Origin of the sequence: Pedobacter sp. WC2423 (assembly GCF_040822065.1) — a bacterium.
Classification (GTDB): domain Bacteria; phylum Bacteroidota; class Bacteroidia; order Sphingobacteriales; family Sphingobacteriaceae; genus Pedobacter.
This window is the reverse complement of sequence record NZ_CP162005.1, coordinates 5,483,939-5,501,619: the sequence shown is the minus strand read 5'-3', so window position 1 is coordinate 5,501,619 and position 17,681 is coordinate 5,483,939. Positions and strand designations below refer to the sequence as shown.

The following is a 17,681-nucleotide window of genomic DNA, read 5'->3' as shown; positions in this document are numbered from 1 at the left end:
CGGACTTTTGCCAGTTGTGTTACGAGCACATCTGGCTTTTTTTCTGGATCATTGAGGGTAGTTATTTAGTCACAATAATCCTCCTTTCCTCAACTTTAAAGTGAACTTTACCAGTTAGTTCAAGTTTCCTGAGTACCTGCGTAATATTGGAGAAACGACTTACTGTTCCACCAAATCTGTTTTCAGGTATTTCACCTTCAAAAATCACCTCCACATTATACCAACGGGATACTTTTTTCATAATAGACCTGATGTTCTCCCCTTCAAACATGAAATCTCCATTTCTCCAGGCCACTGCTGCCTCAAGATTGGCCGGCTGTGCTATTAACGTATTACCAACGAGTATAGATTCCTGGCCGGGACCTAAAATTAAAATACCTTTATTCTTCAATGCCGGAGCGCTTACAGATACACTGCCTTCAAGCAAAGTAGTTTTTGAAAGCTTATCATCCGGATATGCATTGATATTAAAATGAGTTCCAAGCACCTCGACCTGCTGGTCAGCTGTCTTTACCCTGAAAGGTTTATTTTTATCGTGAGCCACTTCGAAATAGCCCTCGCCAGAAAGTTCCACGAGGCGTTCCTGTTTTCCAAAGGCAACGGGATAACGTAATGAAGATGCGGCATTGAGCCAAACATGAGAGCCATCTGGCAGTACAACCTGGTACTGCTGTCCATTATTGGTTTCTAATCTGTTATATCTGCTGGTATGATCAGCTCCCTCATCTGGTACAGAAGAATAGATCAATTGCCCGTCACTTGTTTTCGTGATAGCCAGACCTGCCTCTGTCAGCAGCTGTTGTTGAGCAGCTCCATCCAGAACAACTTTTTTACCATTAGACAGGGTCAGCGTGGCTTTATTAGCCCCTGGTACTATTTGTGCAGTATTTATTTGATTTGCATTATTTCTATTATGCAAAAAGAGCAAGCCAAAAGATAAAACTATAAGTACCATTGCAGCTGCGAGCATTTTAGGCCAAAGGTTAATTTTTTTAACTTCCGGCATTTTTTTCTCCAGTGCCGCCCATATCAGGTCAACATCTGCCACAAGCTCTTCCATGGACAGTTCAGCGGTATCAGGACTATTGAAGTCTAAAGACCAGCTCAGCAACAGTGCATGTTCATCCGCTGTTGCCTCCCCGGCCTTATACCGTTTTAAAATTTCCTTAACTTCCTGTTCAGTCATATATCCTGTTATTAGCTGTAAGACAAGATAGCACTAGATTAGAGGTATATAAATATTAATTATTTTTTCTTCTGATCAATATCACTCCACCCAACAAGATTACAAGAGCTGGGAACAGACCAATCAGCCCTCCTTTCAAGGTAGAGAGTTGTCTTCTGTTTAGCAAAATATGATCATCTTCAGGTGATTTTCTGACGATATTAATCGGAAAGGCATCATTAGAAAACCACTTGAACATGTTTTTCACAAGAAACTCATTATCAGCCCTTGGATTGGCAAGTTCAGCATTGCTCATAAAATCAGCATCGCCCGAAATCAGGATGAGCTGATCTTTATCCCTTAATTTTCGATGAATGGCAAGAACCATAGGAAAAGCACCTTTTTTGTCACCCTGCTGAGCTTGATAAGCAATATCAGTTTTTGTCACATCTACCACGCCTTGAGTAATCCACCCAGTTTTGTTACTTTGTATCAGCGTATCAGCCATAAAATTTCCTGTCAGATCAACCTTTAATGCACCAGTGCCCGGCATCACAATAGTGCGTCCTGATCTGGTTAGTTGCCCGAACAAAAGATCCGGCGCATCATTTTTAGTTGCCTGTACCAATGTTCCAGGCAAAAGCGCTACACCAAACATTTGTAATATCGGGTTAATCACCCGCCCTCTGCCTGGTTCTGTTGTGATCAGCATATTTCCGCCAGCGGCACAATACGCTGCGATTTTTTGCTGAACCAATGGATCGATTGGCTGTGAAGGATCTGCCAAAATCAGAGCAGACAGCCCTGTGGGTATCTCAGTTTTTGTAAGATCCAGTTGTATGACATCAAATCCCTGGTTAATCAGTGCTGTACGGCTTCTTTTCATACTGCTCATCAGTTCATAATTCCGCTCTCCTGTTTTGCGAATACTGCGTTCCTGATTTCCGGTGATAAATGCAACCTGAGGTACGGGAACGACCAATTGCTTGATAGCAGCAGCAATTTCACGCTCAGCCGGAAACTGGTCCACACCATTATAAAAGCGAAGCCTGCTTTCTTTCCCCTTATAGCGCAGTATCCGCACCAGTGTATTATTTTCTGAAGAGAGATCGATTATCTTCCTGATCTTTTCTGGTGGCATAAACAAATTAAGATCCAGCCCCATATTGTCAGCTACCTTTTCGGCAATTTGTTTGACGGAAAGTCCGGTCAAATCACCCTGATAGGTCATATTACTATTATTTTTCAGATCTGTCACATCATAATAATAAACATACTTCATCTTGATATCCGGAATAAAGCGCCGGAATTTCTCAAACTGAGCCAGATCACTATTACGGGATTGCGGGAGTCCGAAGTATACATTCTGATCTAGCAGATTAACATAAGTTGTAATCTCCAACGGTCCGTCAATCTGAGCAGCTATTTCCTGGCTGGTTGTAGTAAGCGTACGAGACTTTGTTCTGGTCATATCCAGATAGCCAATATTACCTGGTCTGGAACTGACATAGCCCAAAAACAAAGCAATTACTATCAAAAAAGCATATCTAGAAATATTCTTATATAACGTATTAGATTCCCTGCTATTCTTCATTCTGATCACACACAGTGAAAGGAACAGCCCGATGATGATGATAAAATAAAAGATCTCCCGGGTCGTAATCAGTCCCTTGAGCATGTCTTCTGCCCTTCCGGAGATAGAAAGAAAATAAGTAAGATCACGAATAAAATCAATATCCTGACCAACAGAACCCACAAACCGCAGCGCAGCAAGCACCGCCAAAGTACTAATGGCTGCTACAACCTGGTAAGATGTAAGGCTGGACATAAATAAGCCTATAGCTGCATAGGTACAGGCTAACAGGAAAATTCCAATCAAACCTGAACAAATCAGTTTTATATCAGCGTTTTTAATGATCAGGATCCCCGCACCAGAGTAGATGCACAAAATCAGGATCAGTATCGCCACATAGGCTACCATCGACAGGTATTTACCCAATACAATTTCTCTGATCTTTACGGGTGATGATAACAACAGTTTAATTGAACCACTATGCAGTTCTCTGCTCATCAGTCCCATCGTGATCAGTGGAATATAGAGGTACAGATTCTGTACCACTGAATCAAAAAGGCCGTTCAGATCTGGAAAAAGCGAAAAAGTGAGGTTATCTATCTTGTTGCCCATAGCAATTGCCTCCTGATAACTGCCAAGCATACCAAAGAAGCCCAAACCATTCTGTACCATAAAAATAGCGATGGCCAGCCAGGCTACAGGAGAATAAAAAAGTATGCTGAGTTCCAGTCTGGCGATTTTAAATATTTTGATCATGTTTTAAACGTTTTTGGATTTATTGGATAATTGGGCAAAAATTTCGTCGAGTGAGCTCTTCTCAAGCGTTATTTCCTGAAGTTCCCAGGAATGTTGCACACTGAGTTTGATGATCTCTGAAGAAATGGAAGCTGAAGCACCAAAGTGGAGTCTGAAAGTGTTGCCATCGATTAATTCTTCAACAGAAGTGATACCAGGAATGGCAGCAAGCACTTCAGCACCCGGAGCATTGCACATGGTCATCAGCATAGAGTCAGGGAGGATATAGTTATTAAAGGCTTCCATAGTATCGGCAAATACCATTTTACCATGATCAATCATCTTAATATTCTTACAGGTAGCCTGTACCTCTGAAAGCATGTGCGTGGAAAAGATCACAGCACGTTCCAGGGCAATTTCTTTGATCAGCTTTCTGACTTCCAGGATCTGGTTAGGATCCAGACCATTTGTCGGTTCATCGAGTACAACAAGTTTTGGGTCATGAATAATTGCTTGCGCAATGCCTACCCGCTGCCGATATCCACCCGAAAGATTTTGAATGATCCGCTTCCCGTAACTGGATATGCCACACTTTTCTTTTGCAGCCTCAACGCTCCTTAAAATATTTGATTTCGGGATATCGCGGATGTACGCGCAATAAATCAGGTATTCATCAACGGTAAGATCCAGATGCAACGGTGCATTCTGGGGAAGAAATCCGAGTTTTCTCTTAGCCGCCTCAGGCTGCATCCGCAGATCTATCCCATCGATCAGGACCTTGCCTTGCGTTTGACTGAGCACACCACAAAGAATATTCATGGTAGTAGATTTTCCAGCGCCATTAGAGCCCAGAAGTCCTACCACGCCTACTTCTTCTATCTCAAAATTAATGTCTTTGATCGCCCAGTTCTTATGGTAACGATGCGAAAGATTTTCTATGCTAACAATGCTTTTTTTCAATGTAAAGGGTTCTAATGTTCAGGTATTCCCGATCCGGGAACAACGCTAAGACAAGAACCCCTGTAAATAGAGGTAGATGAAAATTAAAAAATTTGTGCTAAAAATTGGGATAGATCAAATACAAGCATAGAAAGAGTACCAAACCCAGTTTTTTCCGCAGAATCTTTAATGCGTAAACCATCTGCTTCTTCACTGTTTGCTCCGTTGTGTTCATCATTTTCGCTATTTCTTTATGACTCAGATGTTGCCTTCGACTGAGAATAAACACCTCTTTCATTCTGGGAGGAAGCGAATCAATTTCACGATCGATAATTTCTTTTAACATATTTTCCCTCACAAGATGGTCGGTATAGACTACTCCCCGCTCTATATACTGTTTGATAGAATCGATGTATTTATTTTTAACAGTTTGGTGGACAACCCTATTGATAAATTGATTATGTACGCAGGTATAGAGATAGCCTGAGAGATTCTGTCCAATCTGTAGTACCTCACGCTTATCCCAAATCATTGAAAATACTTCCTGGATAAGATCCCTTGCTTCTTCTCTGCTTTTAAGTTTGTTCCAGGCGTGGTTATATAAGACAAATTTATACCGGTTGTAAATCTCGGCAAAAGCATGCTGATCACCGGATTTTAAAAGGCCGGTCAAATCAAGATCAGTATAGTCGCTGTAATCTACCATGTGGTTTGTATTCCAAACATAGCAAAAAGATAGTATTATATTTTTAAATAACGATTACTACAAGTTCACAAAAATTCTATTCAGAAATACTTTTCAATGAGGGCTCTTTACTATTTACCAATAATTACTTTACGGTGCTCTATACCCCATTCCGCAAGGTTATTGATGATAGTCTTTAACGTCATCCCATATGCTGTTAATTGATATTGAACAGCTATAGGCTGAGTATTTAACACAGTTCGTGTTATCAATTTATTGATCTCCAGCTCCTTTAATTCTTTACTCAACATTTTGTTTGATATTCCTTCTACATCATTCAGAATGTCAGAGAATCTTCTTTTGTTATAATAACAAATGGAAGAAATGATGGAAATTTTCCATTTCCCATACAAAATGTCCATCGCATCGTGGACGGCCATAATCTCTTTTTTGTGCCCGAATTGGCATTCGTTTTCAGTCATAAGTTACTTTGTTACCCGAAAGTTACTGTTACTTTTCGTTACAAAGTAACCTAAATAAATTCATCTATTCTAACTTTGCACTATAAACATTTAAAATTATAATCATGGACTTTACAAATAAAAACGTCGTTATTACAGGTGGAACTACAGGAATAGGCCTGGCAACAGCAAAAGCATTTATCAGTGCAGGCGCCAATGTCTGGATTACAGGCAGAAATGCAGAAAATCTGCAAAAAGCAACTGAAGAAATAAACAACCCCAAATTATTTACTGTCGTATCGGACACTTCAAAACTAGAAGAGATCTCGATCCTCGAAAAAGCAATTTCAGAAAGTGGAAACAAATTGGATGTGCTTTTCCTGAATGCAGGAATAGCGACATTTGAGCCAATAGAACAGGTAACTGAGGCAAATTTCGACGCACAATTCAACACTAATGTGAAGGGGCATTTCTTCACGTTGCAAAAATTACTTCCCTACCTGGCAGACGGAGCGGCAGTAGTATTCACTTCTTCAACGGTCGCCACAGCTGCAAATTCGGGAGCCAGCGTATATTCTGCGACCAAAGGAGCATTGAATAAAATCGCCCAAATTGCAGCAAATGAGCTGGCAGGAAGAAAAATCCGTGTAAACATTGTTAGCCCAGGACCTATTTTAACCCCTGGTTTAGAAAACGCCGTTCCTGCAGAAGCAAAAGAATTTTTGGCTGGGGCTACAGCGTTGCAACGGATTGGTAATCCGGATGAAATTGCAAAAACAGTTTTATTCCTGGCTTCTGATGCCGCAAGTTTTATTACAGGAACAGAGATCGTTGTGGATGGTGGTTACCTTAACTACGCAACAAAATAAGTTTTGATCTCATTATTCAATTACTTAAGCGTGGAGAAAGCGACAAATACCGCTTTCTCCACGCTTATTTTATAGGTACAGATGAGCCGCTGAAGTCCCTTGTAGTGGTTTCAATTTTGCCTATTAGTTTTTTTAGATTAGGTTTGAATTATAAAAACAGCTATGTCATCCAGGACTTTACAATTTCTCTTTACATTAATTTTACTTTTTTCTGAACCCGTATTTTCAAAAGCCAATGTGCCTCAGGAGTATCCGGAGATTAATGCGGTAAATAAACTAATCAGTGAGAAAAACTTCAAGGCCGCCGGTATCCTGCTTGATCAGCTCATTTCTAAAAACAGAAAAACTAAAAACAAGGAATTTATAGCCAAACTTTACGCTACCTCTGGTAACTTAAATTTGAGTCAGCGAAATATTGATAAAGCACTGCAGGAATATTTTTTAAGCCTTAACTACCTCGATTCTACCCAGAATCCATTAGCGGTCAGCAAAGTTTATACTAATATAGGAACCATATATGCTATTTTGAAGAATCTGCCTAAAGGAAAGGAATACTACCTTAAGTCTCTTTCCATCAATAAAGCAGGTAATTCAGATCATCTAAAAACATTATCAAACATTGCGGGTGTGTATGTAGAATTGGCCGAAGATAATAACGCTCTCAAAACTTTCAGCGCAGCCATTAAGCTTGCCGAAAAATTAACTGATCTACCCATGGAGGCTGTATTACAGACTAACCTGGGAAATTACTTCCTTAAAAGAAAACAGTGGACAAAAGCTATAAATGCCAGTAAAAGAAGTATTTTTATAAGAGCCCGGCTCAAACAGCCCGTTTCGGTTATTACCCTGAACAACCTGGGATATGCATTGGCGCAAACCGGTAAAAATACAGCGGCGATCAGTTATTATCAGACGGCATTGACTGCAGCTAACCCGCTGGAAAAGAAGCAGCTCTATTTTAACCTTTACAATGCTTTTAAAGCAATGCATGAGCTTCCCGCAGCTTTGCAGTACATGGAGCAGTATAACAATATCAATGATTCTCTTACCAGGTTAAATTATGATAATAAGGTAGCTGAGCTGACTGCATCCTATGAATCCGCTCAAAAAGAAGGGAAAATCAATGCACTTCAAAAGGAAAATATATTACAGAAACTACAATTGCGTGAGCAAACTTACCTTATTCTGGCAGCAGTACTCATTGTGCTGCTCATTTCGATACTGCTTTATATGCGGATAAAAAATCATAATGTAAAAGAAGCACTCGAAAAATCACAGCTTAAACGGCAGATGCTCTTGCTACAGCTTAATCCTCATTTTATTTTCAATGCGCTTCAGTCTGTACAACATTTTATCCGCAGCAAAGACCAGCAACATTCTATGGAATACCTGGAAAGCTTTAGCCGGCTCATCAGGCTAATCCTTGAAAATTCCGACAGGGATCTCATTCTTTTAGATCAGGAAATTGAAATACTGGAACATTACCTGCATCTTCAGCAGTTGGCAAATGGATCATCCTTCAGCTACAGTATAGAAACAGGACCAGGTATTGAACCCCAAATGATGGAGATTCCAGTCATGCTATTACAGCCTTTTGTAGAAAATGCAGTGGTACATGGCGTTAAAAATCATCCACAGGGAAAAATCCTGATACGTTTTGAATTGCAACAGCAGAGCCTGCATATCTGGATCAGGGATAACGGAAACGATTTTCAAGAAACACCTGACTACAGCAACAATTCCCTTCACCGCTCCATGGGCATGAAAATTTTGGAACAGCGCATAAAGGAAATCAATAAAGAGCGGCGGCAATATATTCAGTTATCGATAGAACACCCAGGTTCGACAGCTATAGATTACCCGGGCACATCAGTACATTTCATATTCAATAACTAAAATGAGCGTTATACAAACTAAGGGAATTTCCTGCCTGTTACTGGAAGATGATCCTGCCGCACTTGATTTCATCAAGCAAACCCTGAAAATAAACTATCCTGAACTGGATATATATCCATGCAACAATCTTGCAGAGGCTGATTTGTCCTTTAAACAACAGCAGCAAACACTATTTATTCTCGATGTAAACTTACCCGATGGCAATTGTTTTGACTGGCTGAAGGCAACTACAGAAAAAACAACTGTGAAATTCAGCGTAATTTTTATTACCGCCTTTGCAGGGTATGCCATACAGGCTTTCCGGTTCAGTGCGATAGACTTTTTATTAAAACCCTACCTGCCAGCCGCTCTGATAGTTGCAGTAGATAATGCGCTCAGAAACATTAATGACAGCCAATACCATAAACAGCTTGAAACCTTTTTCTATAATCACAATCAGCAAGCAAAACAAGCAAAAAAAATAGTTTTGAAGACCCTTGAAGAGATCTTTGTAATCCAGATTGCAGATATTCTGGCCCTGGAGGCAGACAACAGTTATACCCGCTTCAGACTGCAGAATGGAACTTGCATACTGGTTTCACAGCCTATCAAAGAATACGATAATCAGCTTACTCCACTGGGATTTATGCGTGTTCACCAGTCTTATCTGATCAATCTCCAGTACATAAGGACATTCAAAAAGAAGAACAATTTCCTGGTTCTGGAAGGCGATTTAGAAATTCCTGTGTCTCAACATAAAAAGATAAATTTAATGAGTTACTTAAATAATTTATAGTCCCGGAAAGCTAATTACAATGCCAGCCCTGTTAAATTCAAGATAGATTGGTCAGGATACAAATCGGTTTGCCATGCTGCTGTCTTTCTAGTTTCGTACACTGTAAATTTGATTAATCAATTACCAGGTTTACAAACAAGATATGAACTATAAAACATTAATATACAGCTTACTGATTACCTCTACGTTAAGTACACAACAATCACATGCCCAGTTTTTTAAAAAGATACAGCAGAAGATTCAGGATAAAGTAGATAAAAAAGTAGACGATGTGATCAATGGCAATACAGGCACAAATACAAAAAACTCCAGCACCGGTAGTGATCAGACAGGTAATTCAAGAAGTAATTTACCCAATATCGAAGAAGTTTATTCATTTACTCCTGCAAGCACCGTGTTTTTTGCTGATAACTTCTCTGCAGATCCTGCAGGACGGATGGCCAAACACTGGAAAACAAGTGGGACAGGTAGCGTAACCACTATTTCAGGTGTTCCTGGAAAATGGCTAGCCCTTTCTCCAAGAACAACTTATCGTTTAGAAAACCTGCTTGCTATGCCGGGCAATTTCACAATTGAGTTTGACCTGATTACCAGAAGTACCACAGCAAAGGATATTGGTGCAATGCAGTTTGGCTTTGCGCGGGATAACTCCAATAGAGAGTATATCTCAGATGCTTACAATAGCAATGCCATTACCGCATCGCAACTTCATTTCTGGAATCGGGAAGTCAATAATTCCAGCAGTGACACCAAAATTTCGAGTCCGCTTAGTTTTCCTTTAAACAATTATGCCAATGAGCTGATCCATGTTGCCATAGCCGTAGAAGGTGAAAACATGCGGGTCTACATCAATAAATCAAAAGTAGTGGACACTGGTATGTTTAAAAAGGGAACCATTAAATATTTTTACCTGAGTGCGCCTTTCGATTACAGCTCAGATGCAATGGTTTACTTTGGAAATTTAGTCATGGCTAAGGCCAGTTAAGTTTCCTGAAAATTGCCTCATTAATTGGAGCTAACTGTAATTCCTGTTGAACCTGCCTTATGGAAGTAGCTAGATCACGGTATGCTCCGACGATATTAAAAAGCTGCATCCGTGTATATCAAGAAATTTTTCTTCATCAGGTCTAATCAGTTCCAGATAATCTTCCGAACCAAAAACTTTTTCAATGGAGTCTGCATCATCAAACCAGATTTCTGTGATGCCATCATATTCGGGAGGAGGCAGTCCGGGCATATTTACCTGCAGAGAATGTGATTGTACATACCGGCGGACATGTTGCTTTACCTCCGATAGCGAAGAGAATAAAGCTGCATGTTTATTCTTATGATAAGAAACAAAGTCTTCGTGACTTGTTCCCGGACGCCTGCGTAGCAGGATGGTAAATTTGATCATGGTCATATTTTTTTATTCTCAAATATGAGCTATCCATAAATTACGGAACGTTGACTTTGGTTAAGAATCATTAGAAATTATTTATGAAGTATCCGCTTACGTAGCCTGCTTAAGGATTCAGGTTTCACACCAAGGTAAGAAGATAATTGAAACTGAGAAATTTGATTAAACAGTTCTGGACGAGTAGCTAACAGATGCTCATAGCGTTGCTGTGGTGACATGAACTGGAACATTTCTACTCGTTCATTCAACTGCAAATACACCCGTTCAGCCACAAGGCGGCCAAACTTTTCCCATACTGGTGAAGTTTCATAAAGTTTTTGCACTTCTTTAAAAGAAAACGTAAGAACTTCTGAGTCCTGCATAGCCTGCCATAGATCTTAGTCTTGCATATTTAAGCTATAATCTCAAATAGTCTGAACTCGCGGCTATTTTATGGCCTCTCTCACAGGCCCTGGGTAAAAAAGCGCACCACCATTGGCACGGATGGCCCTGCTGTTAAATTTTTCAGGAAGCAACCGAAATGCCGGATGTCATTTATTTTGACTGATTTCTGTTCTTGCTTTTAAATAAAAACATATAGCAGCCGAAAGAGCTTATAATTCCCAGACACCCCATTAAACTATAAACAAAACCAACAGATAATCTACCCGTAATTAACGTAAAAAATAAGATGCCCAGAGATACAATTCCGCTGTCTGAAATCAATACTGACATTACTTTTCCCCTGATTTCTGTTGGTGTGTTCAGCTGAAAGATGCTGCGGCCTGTGCTTCTGAACAATTGACTCATTAATCCTAAGGCGAAAATGATTAGGAAAAGAGATAGCGAAGCGCCTGCAAAGCCCAATAAAAACAAGAAAAAACACGAAAGTATTCCCATCCATGGCCATAACCGGAGCAGGTTATCTTGAGCGATGTATTTCAGCAAGAGTCCGCCGAGTACAGCACCAAAGGCCTCTGTGGCACTAATCAACCCAAAAGATTTTGCATCTAAATGTAGTGTGTTTTTTACCAGTAACGGAAGCATGGCACCAAATGGAAAAAGAAAAAACATGAGTGTAACACTCAATATCAAGCTATTGCGCAAAACAGGAGATTGCCTGATGTAAGAAATTGCAAAAATGTAGCCTTTCTTTGCAAGTCCTTTACTGGTGTCATCTTTATGGATTGGTATAACAGGGAGCAAAAAAAGAATTAAAAAAGAGGGTATCTGTAAGCAAAAATCTGCAATAAGCAATGGCGTGATAGTCATGACTGATAGCAAGTATCCGGCTAAAACCGGAGCAACAATAGCAGCCAGGTTTAAACTGGAAGCATAAAAACCTACGGCCTTTGCAATGTTTTCCTTTTTAACAATATCTGGAAGTAATGCATTTCTGATACTGGGCTCAGCACTGTCAAAAACATTCCGCAAAAAAACAACCGCGACAATATAGATCCAGTGCAAACCCGATAGGTTCCAGATCACAAAAATTTGTAAACCTGTAGTAACCATTAATCCTGAATATACTCCAATAATCAGCTTTTTACGGTCCATTCGGTCGGCAAAATAACCACCAACAAAGCTCATAAAAAACCGTGGAACTGTTCTGGCAAAAAATACCCAGCCCAGTACCTCTGCAGATCCTACTGAATCAACAATATACCATCCTAATGCAGAAAGCGTCATATAATCACCTAATGCACCAATAAATGAACAAATTAGAAATTTAGGATAAAACGTACCTGACAGATCTTGATCTGCCAGGTTATTTTCTGCTTTTTTATTTCGAAATAGGGCCATTAGCTGATATTGAACATAGGATTGGGAATAGCCTGGTATAAAGTTTTCTCAGCAATGCGCATTTTCAATAAGGGTTTTATCATCAGATCCGGACTAAAAAGCATCTTGCAAAAGTCATCCTTTACCTGATCGGGTACTTTACAACTTTGGATAATACGCATGCTGGTTTCTTTGACTTTTCTCCAGATCTGCTGCTCAGGTATTTCATATGCACTAGTCGTACAACTAATGATCCCACCGATAAGGTTATTGAAAAGTGTATGCATCAATTCGCTAACAGTATCTCTGTAGTTCATAAAAGTTGAAGCTTCGCCGTAAAAAAGGTGTTTCTGTTCATTCAGGGATTGGTACGTGTCTGCTACTTGTACACTACCAAGATCCCGGTAAGCCAGTGCGCATACCTGATGAGATTCATCAAAAACGATCATGGTATTTTGTCCGTGAAGGTCGAGAGCGATACCTTCATGAAGAAATACTTCCAAAGGCATGGCTAACAGGGTTTCAATCAACTGATCCAGATAAATTTCTACTGGCAATTTGGACTGATCGATAAACTGACAAAGTATTGGGTATGGATGTAATTTAGTGGAGTGCGTTAAAGCCGCTGCAACAACCATGGTTTCTCCTGGTAAACAATAGTTGATTGGGTCATTTCTTAAAAGAAAAGACAGGCCCGGATTTGTTTCTCCCTGAATTTTAAAATGTGCCGCACACACATCACTGATCATTCGTCCACGTTTATTAGCCATAGAAGGGATTTTCTGAGCCATATCCGAAATCAACTTGCTAAATTCAATACCATTATATAAATCCCGGAGCGTTAATGATCTTTTAACACTGGTGGCCTGAATATTAACAGGAACCTTAATGTGATAGAACGGTTGGTTTAGAGTTGCTGGTAAAAGTGCCGTTCTCATGGATAAAGTGGGCAGAACTTCTATAGCCTCATCTTCGAGTTTAAATAAAACTCCACTATCTATGTGCGCTTTATATGCTTTCGAAATAACATTTTCGTACTGCCAGGGATGAACCGGCATAATCAGATAATCCTCAGCTTGTTTATACGATAACAATTCAGCACTGTATTTCGTCCACATATCTATTTCATCAGAATATATCAGATGTGACCGATGTACGGCAAGCAGCTGTAAATTAACCTTCGGCGAAAATTCCGGACTGTAAGCCATTACATCTTGCCTGGAAAATCCCATTTTGGTTTTGGCACAAACATGGATTGGGTGCCCTTTAAAAGGTATAATTTCTGAATTTAATAATGTTTCCCGTTGCTGAAAAACAGATTGCTTCTCTAAAATTGCTGCTTTAATATAATGGCTGACCTGATCGGTATGCTCCGCTTCATAATCAAACGCCATAGCCAGATGATCTAAACAATTATTAACTTCTGCCTTGATTTTTTCGCTACAGGCATCTTCCGTTTTCCACGAATCCAGTATACAGTTCAACAGTGCCATCACATCAAGCTCTGTTAAACCACCATCATTTCTGAGTAATACCACTGATAAGTAAACCGTAATATTCCCATCGTTTGCTTCTATGCAGGATAAAACTCCAGCATTGGAAGGAAGAACAATCCGTCTCACTTTAAACTGATCGTTAACGGTGGTTAAAATAAGCTGTCGCTGATCTGAACTTTCATTAATTAGTGCATAGAGCAATCTTTGCATCACTTCCTGACAAGCTTGAGCGTAACCTGCTGTTTCAGTTTGCGGCAAAACAGTGGAAGATAATTGTTGGCCTGAGTTATTCATGATGGGCTTTTCTAAATAAATAATCAAGATATTGCGAAACCACACGTCTGGGTTTTCCTTCGGTTGGATACTCATGATCGACCATGCTCGGCCGGATATTTACCTCAATCACTGCAAATGCAGATTCCTGATGAGATACTGCGATATCCTCGCATCTGATATCAATCCCAATTACATCAATAGCAGATACCTTTGCTATTTTTTTGGCGAGCTGAAGGTTGTCTGGATGAATATCTTCTGTTCTATCAATCGCCAGTGCACCGGCCCACCCATTTCCACAATAGCTGATGTAAATTTTTTCAGCATCGCAGGGGATATACTGAAAGTCCAGTCCCTGTAATGCTAGCGCCTTTGCTACATCTTCCATAGGAACGGGAGAAAGCATTTTAAAATTCCGATCATAAACGGCTGTGCCTTCTGTTTCCCTTTTATCATTTTCAATTTTGATCAGCTGTTCCAGCTCATCTTTTCCATTGCCGGTTACATAAGCCCATTCGTTTAACAGTACGCCAGCAAGCTCATCTCCAATAAGTAAAATCCGGTAATCCTTACCAGCAGCCTGCTGCTGAAGAATGGCATGGCTACTTACTTTTCGAACATTTAAGAAAGCATGCTCCAATTCTTTTTGACTGGAGATATTCATGTGGATTTCAACTCCCTTATTGGTGTCGAATGGTTTAATTACCAATGGCTTATGTTTTTTCAGGAATGATATAGCATCTTGCTGAAGATCAGTGCAGAACATAAATTCAGGAATAGGAACCCCGTGATTTCGAAGCAAAGTATTGGTGGCTAATTTGTTTTCTGAAATGGTAGCTGCCATATGGCTTACATATGGAGATACCCCACGGTTGATGAATATTTTATGGTCTTCTTTTTGAAGCACAAAAATTTCTTCATCTCCCGGTACCAGAAGTTCACAGCTGATGCCTTGTTCCTCACACCTCTTATGTATCAGGACACTATGTATATTTTTATATCGCATGTTGATCGGTAGATTTAGGTATAACTTATCGTTTAAAAGTTCATAGCGAGAGAACCAATAATCTGTCTCAGCATTTGCGGCTGTGCATCACTGTTCCAATGCTTTTGGTTGGATAGATTATTCATTTTAACCGACGCTCTCCAGGTTGGTTTATTATAACTAACAGCTGCATTTAATACCGTATAGGAAGGTATGGTAATGGTATTTGCGGCATCCCAGTATACATCACTGACATAATTGCCCCCAAAGCCACCACCAAAATTTTTCAAAAATCCACTAACGCACTGGTAATTTATCCAAAGGTTAAAGACCTCACCTGGAGCACCGGCAACTTTTTTCCCGATAAGTGAGGGCGTACCTGATATAAATTTGTTGCTGTTCCGGGCATATCCGGATATGATGTAAAGGTGATCAACAGGCTCTGCATTCAATTCTGCTTCAAAACCCTTACTCCTTTGTGTACCGCCCTGTAAGCTGAAGTTATTGTTGTCGGTATAAGTAGCATTATTAACCTTGATATCGTAAAAGCTTAAGGTAAATCCCAAATGTTTATTTAACAGATCTGTTTTCACTCCGCCTTCCCATTGGTTGGCTTGCTTTGGTTTAAGTCTGAGTGTACTTCCATCAGGCTGGGTAACAGGGCCCTGATTTAGAAAACCATTCATGTAATTTCCAAAAACAGCAACTTTCTGATCTACAATTTGATAAATCATTCCAAACTTAGGAGAAAGGGCCGTTTGCTGGTAATTATCTTTTACCGGAAGACTATTCTCAATACTCGCCTTGTTTACAAACTGATCCAATCGCAAACTTGCCATCACAAGCAGGCGCTTGGTTACATTAATTACATCAGAAGCATAAATACTATAATTAGTTTGCGTATTCTGATAATAGCCTGGTTTAGTGGCTGCCATCAGGGCATTGGCACGCTGGGCAAATAATGGAGAGAAATTTTTATTTACATTAATAGTATCATAATTAAAATAAGCGTAGTTCAATCGCGTAATTGTACTGGTAAAATCTGCGCCAATAACCGCCCGGTTACGCATCTTGCCTATTTTAAAATCACCATTAAAGTTCTGTTGAAACTGAATGAATGAAAGTGTACGGGCGCTATACATCCCGATATTCCTGGTCATGGTAGAATCCGTCAGCCATCTTGGATAAAGCTGATTGGCATAATCTACATAACCATTACTGAAATTCAAATTGGTAGATGAAACCCATTGATCAGACAATTTATAAGTTGCCTTGGTAAAGAAATTAGAAATGGTTGTTTTAGAATCCACATCGTCACCACCTATATATTTTTTGTAGTCAATAGGAATATCCTTGAAATTTTTAAAGGTGGTATTGGGACCGAACGATGGGTAGGGTTGCTGTGTTCTGGTTACTGCTGCAAATTCAGCATCAACAAGGAAAGTAAGCCTGTCGTTTACTTTATAAAGAAAACTTGGGGCAGCACTTATACTCTTATAGCGTCCGATATCCTGAAAACTATCTTCTGCATGATAAGCCGCATTCAGCCTGAATAATGTTGTTTTTGATGAATTTAATGGAGTATTGATATCAGCAGTAATTCGCATCAGGCTGTTGCTGCCAGTAAAAACGGCCACTTCTGTTGACGCTACGGGATTAGGGGTTTTAGTAATTTTATTAATTAATCCACCAAATGATATCGCACTTGATCCAAAAAGCGTTCCGGCAGGTCCCTTTATTACCTCCACTCTTTCAATATTGATGGGGTCAGATTCTGCCCGATATTGAGTTACCATGCCATTCCTGATCGCATTCCGGGTATCGAATCCTCTAATCCAGGCACTTACCGTACCAATAGGGGTATAATACGCCACTACACCAGCGGCATTATTAATCACATCCTTACTATTCAGGGATAATTGATTGCGGATAAGTTCTTTTGGAATAACAGAATAAACCTGGGGGTTCTCCAGGTTTTTTAATGGAATTCTGGCTACCTGATCGCTCTCTTTATATAAATATTTATGTGCCCTGAGCGCACTGACAGCAACTTCTTCCAGTTCTTTAGAGGTTCCATTGATCACAAAATCAACATTTATGGTTTCGCCAGATTTTATTTCAACAGTTTTGGTCTGAGTTTGAATGCCTATAGCGGAAAGTTGGATAATTTGATTTCCTAAAGGAAGATTTTTGATTTTATAAACACCATTTCCGTCCGTCACACTTCCGAGTGTAGTTCCTGAAACGGTTACGGTTATACCAGCGGCAACATTGCCATCAGTCGTGGTGATTTTTCCTGTAATAGTTGCCGGCTTCTGTGCCTTAACCATCAGTACTGGGCTCAACATTAAAAAAAGTACGAGTTTGATTTTCATATAAATTTAACCTTAAATACATACTATAATTATTTAGATCAAATAAAAACAGTAGCCAAAGTTGTGTAATATTTTTGATAGATCAAAACGTAAATTACGGTTGAATCAAAAAAAAATCGATTTTGTAAATAATCATAAATCGACAATTACTTTTTTGCAGATTATTAAATCGACAAAAAAAATGGACAAACATCGCAGAAACGTGTTTATCCACTAATGGAGGCCTAAGTGAGCATAAAAAATGAGGAAATATTGGTAAACATTATATTGAATACTTCAATACTCCCCCTATCA

The 17,681-nt window shown here is 39.6% G+C and carries 15 protein-coding genes; 4 read left to right on the top strand and 11 right to left on the bottom strand.

Annotation, left to right across the window (positions count from 1 at the left end; all coding sequences use genetic code 11):
* Positions 1 to 61: 61 nt before the first annotated feature.
* From AB3G38_RS23110 to AB3G38_RS23090, 5 genes are all read right to left on the bottom strand, one after another.
* The gene (locus AB3G38_RS23110) at positions 62 to 1,186 is read right to left on the bottom strand and encodes a FecR family protein (protein ID WP_367866053.1); all 1,125 of its coding nucleotides are present in this window, start codon (positions 1,184 to 1,186) and stop codon (positions 62 to 64) included.
* A gap of 55 nt (positions 1,187 to 1,241) precedes the next feature.
* Complete coding sequence (locus AB3G38_RS23105) at positions 1,242 to 3,494, bottom strand: Gldg family protein (RefSeq protein ID WP_367866052.1); 2,253 nt, start codon at positions 3,492 to 3,494, stop codon at positions 1,242 to 1,244.
* A gap of 3 nt (positions 3,495 to 3,497) precedes the next feature.
* A complete protein-coding gene (locus AB3G38_RS23100; protein ID WP_367866051.1) occupies positions 3,498 to 4,433 on the bottom strand; it encodes an ABC transporter ATP-binding protein in 936 nt (311 codons plus the stop codon).
* A 97-nt stretch (positions 4,434 to 4,530) separates the two neighbouring features.
* A complete protein-coding gene (locus AB3G38_RS23095; RefSeq protein ID WP_367866050.1) occupies positions 4,531 to 5,118 on the bottom strand; it encodes an RNA polymerase sigma factor in 588 nt (195 codons plus the stop codon).
* Between the two features lie 110 nt (positions 5,119 to 5,228).
* Positions 5,229 to 5,579 carry a winged helix-turn-helix transcriptional regulator gene (locus tag AB3G38_RS23090; RefSeq protein WP_367866049.1) on the bottom strand — a complete coding sequence of 117 codons (351 nt, stop codon included), beginning with the start codon at positions 5,577 to 5,579 and terminating at the stop codon, positions 5,229 to 5,231.
* Between the two features lie 104 nt (positions 5,580 to 5,683).
* Between AB3G38_RS23090 and AB3G38_RS23085 the strand changes: the two genes are divergently transcribed.
* The 4 genes from AB3G38_RS23085 to AB3G38_RS23070 all read left to right on the top strand — a co-directional run bounded on the left by AB3G38_RS23085 (position 5,684) and on the right by AB3G38_RS23070 (position 10,083).
* Positions 5,684 to 6,427 (top strand): SDR family oxidoreductase, encoded by a 744-nt coding sequence (locus tag AB3G38_RS23085; protein WP_367866048.1) that lies wholly within the window; start codon positions 5,684 to 5,686, stop codon positions 6,425 to 6,427.
* 162 nt (positions 6,428 to 6,589) lie between these two features.
* Entirely contained in the window at positions 6,590 to 8,323 is a 1,734-nt protein-coding gene (locus AB3G38_RS23080; RefSeq protein ID WP_367866047.1) for a histidine kinase, read from the top strand.
* Between the two features lies 1 nt (position 8,324).
* Positions 8,325 to 9,098: a LytR/AlgR family response regulator transcription factor gene (locus AB3G38_RS23075; protein WP_367866046.1), complete on the top strand. Its 774-nt coding sequence runs from the start codon at positions 8,325 to 8,327 to the stop codon at positions 9,096 to 9,098.
* 142 nt (positions 9,099 to 9,240) lie between these two features.
* A complete protein-coding gene (locus AB3G38_RS23070) occupies positions 9,241 to 10,083 on the top strand; it encodes a hypothetical protein (protein ID WP_367866045.1) in 843 nt (280 codons plus the stop codon).
* 69 nt (positions 10,084 to 10,152) lie between these two features.
* Here the strand turns inward: AB3G38_RS23070 and AB3G38_RS23065 are convergent, their stop codons facing one another.
* The 6 genes from AB3G38_RS23065 to AB3G38_RS23040 form a co-directional block, all read right to left on the bottom strand.
* The gene (locus tag AB3G38_RS23065) at positions 10,153 to 10,494 is read right to left on the bottom strand and encodes an EthD domain-containing protein (RefSeq protein ID WP_367866044.1); all 342 of its coding nucleotides are present in this window, start codon (positions 10,492 to 10,494) and stop codon (positions 10,153 to 10,155) included.
* A gap of 77 nt (positions 10,495 to 10,571) precedes the next feature.
* Positions 10,572 to 10,859: a Crp/Fnr family transcriptional regulator gene (locus AB3G38_RS23060; protein ID WP_367866043.1), complete on the bottom strand. Its 288-nt coding sequence runs from the start codon at positions 10,857 to 10,859 to the stop codon at positions 10,572 to 10,574.
* Between the two features lie 172 nt (positions 10,860 to 11,031).
* The gene (locus AB3G38_RS23055) at positions 11,032 to 12,279 is read right to left on the bottom strand and encodes an MFS transporter (RefSeq protein WP_367866042.1); all 1,248 of its coding nucleotides are present in this window, start codon (positions 12,277 to 12,279) and stop codon (positions 11,032 to 11,034) included.
* Positions 12,279 to 14,048: an IucA/IucC family siderophore biosynthesis protein gene (locus AB3G38_RS23050; protein ID WP_367866041.1), complete on the bottom strand. Its 1,770-nt coding sequence runs from the start codon at positions 14,046 to 14,048 to the stop codon at positions 12,279 to 12,281. The genes AB3G38_RS23055 and AB3G38_RS23050 overlap by 1 nt, the downstream gene beginning before the upstream one ends.
* Positions 14,041 to 15,033: an ATP-grasp domain-containing protein gene (locus tag AB3G38_RS23045; protein ID WP_367866040.1), complete on the bottom strand. Its 993-nt coding sequence runs from the start codon at positions 15,031 to 15,033 to the stop codon at positions 14,041 to 14,043. The genes AB3G38_RS23050 and AB3G38_RS23045 overlap by 8 nt, the downstream gene beginning before the upstream one ends.
* 32 nt (positions 15,034 to 15,065) lie before the next feature.
* On the bottom strand, positions 15,066 to 17,387 hold the full coding sequence (locus tag AB3G38_RS23040; protein WP_367866039.1) for a TonB-dependent siderophore receptor: 2,322 nt from the start codon (positions 17,385 to 17,387) through the stop codon (positions 15,066 to 15,068).
* Between the last annotated feature and the right edge of the window lie 294 nt (positions 17,388 to 17,681).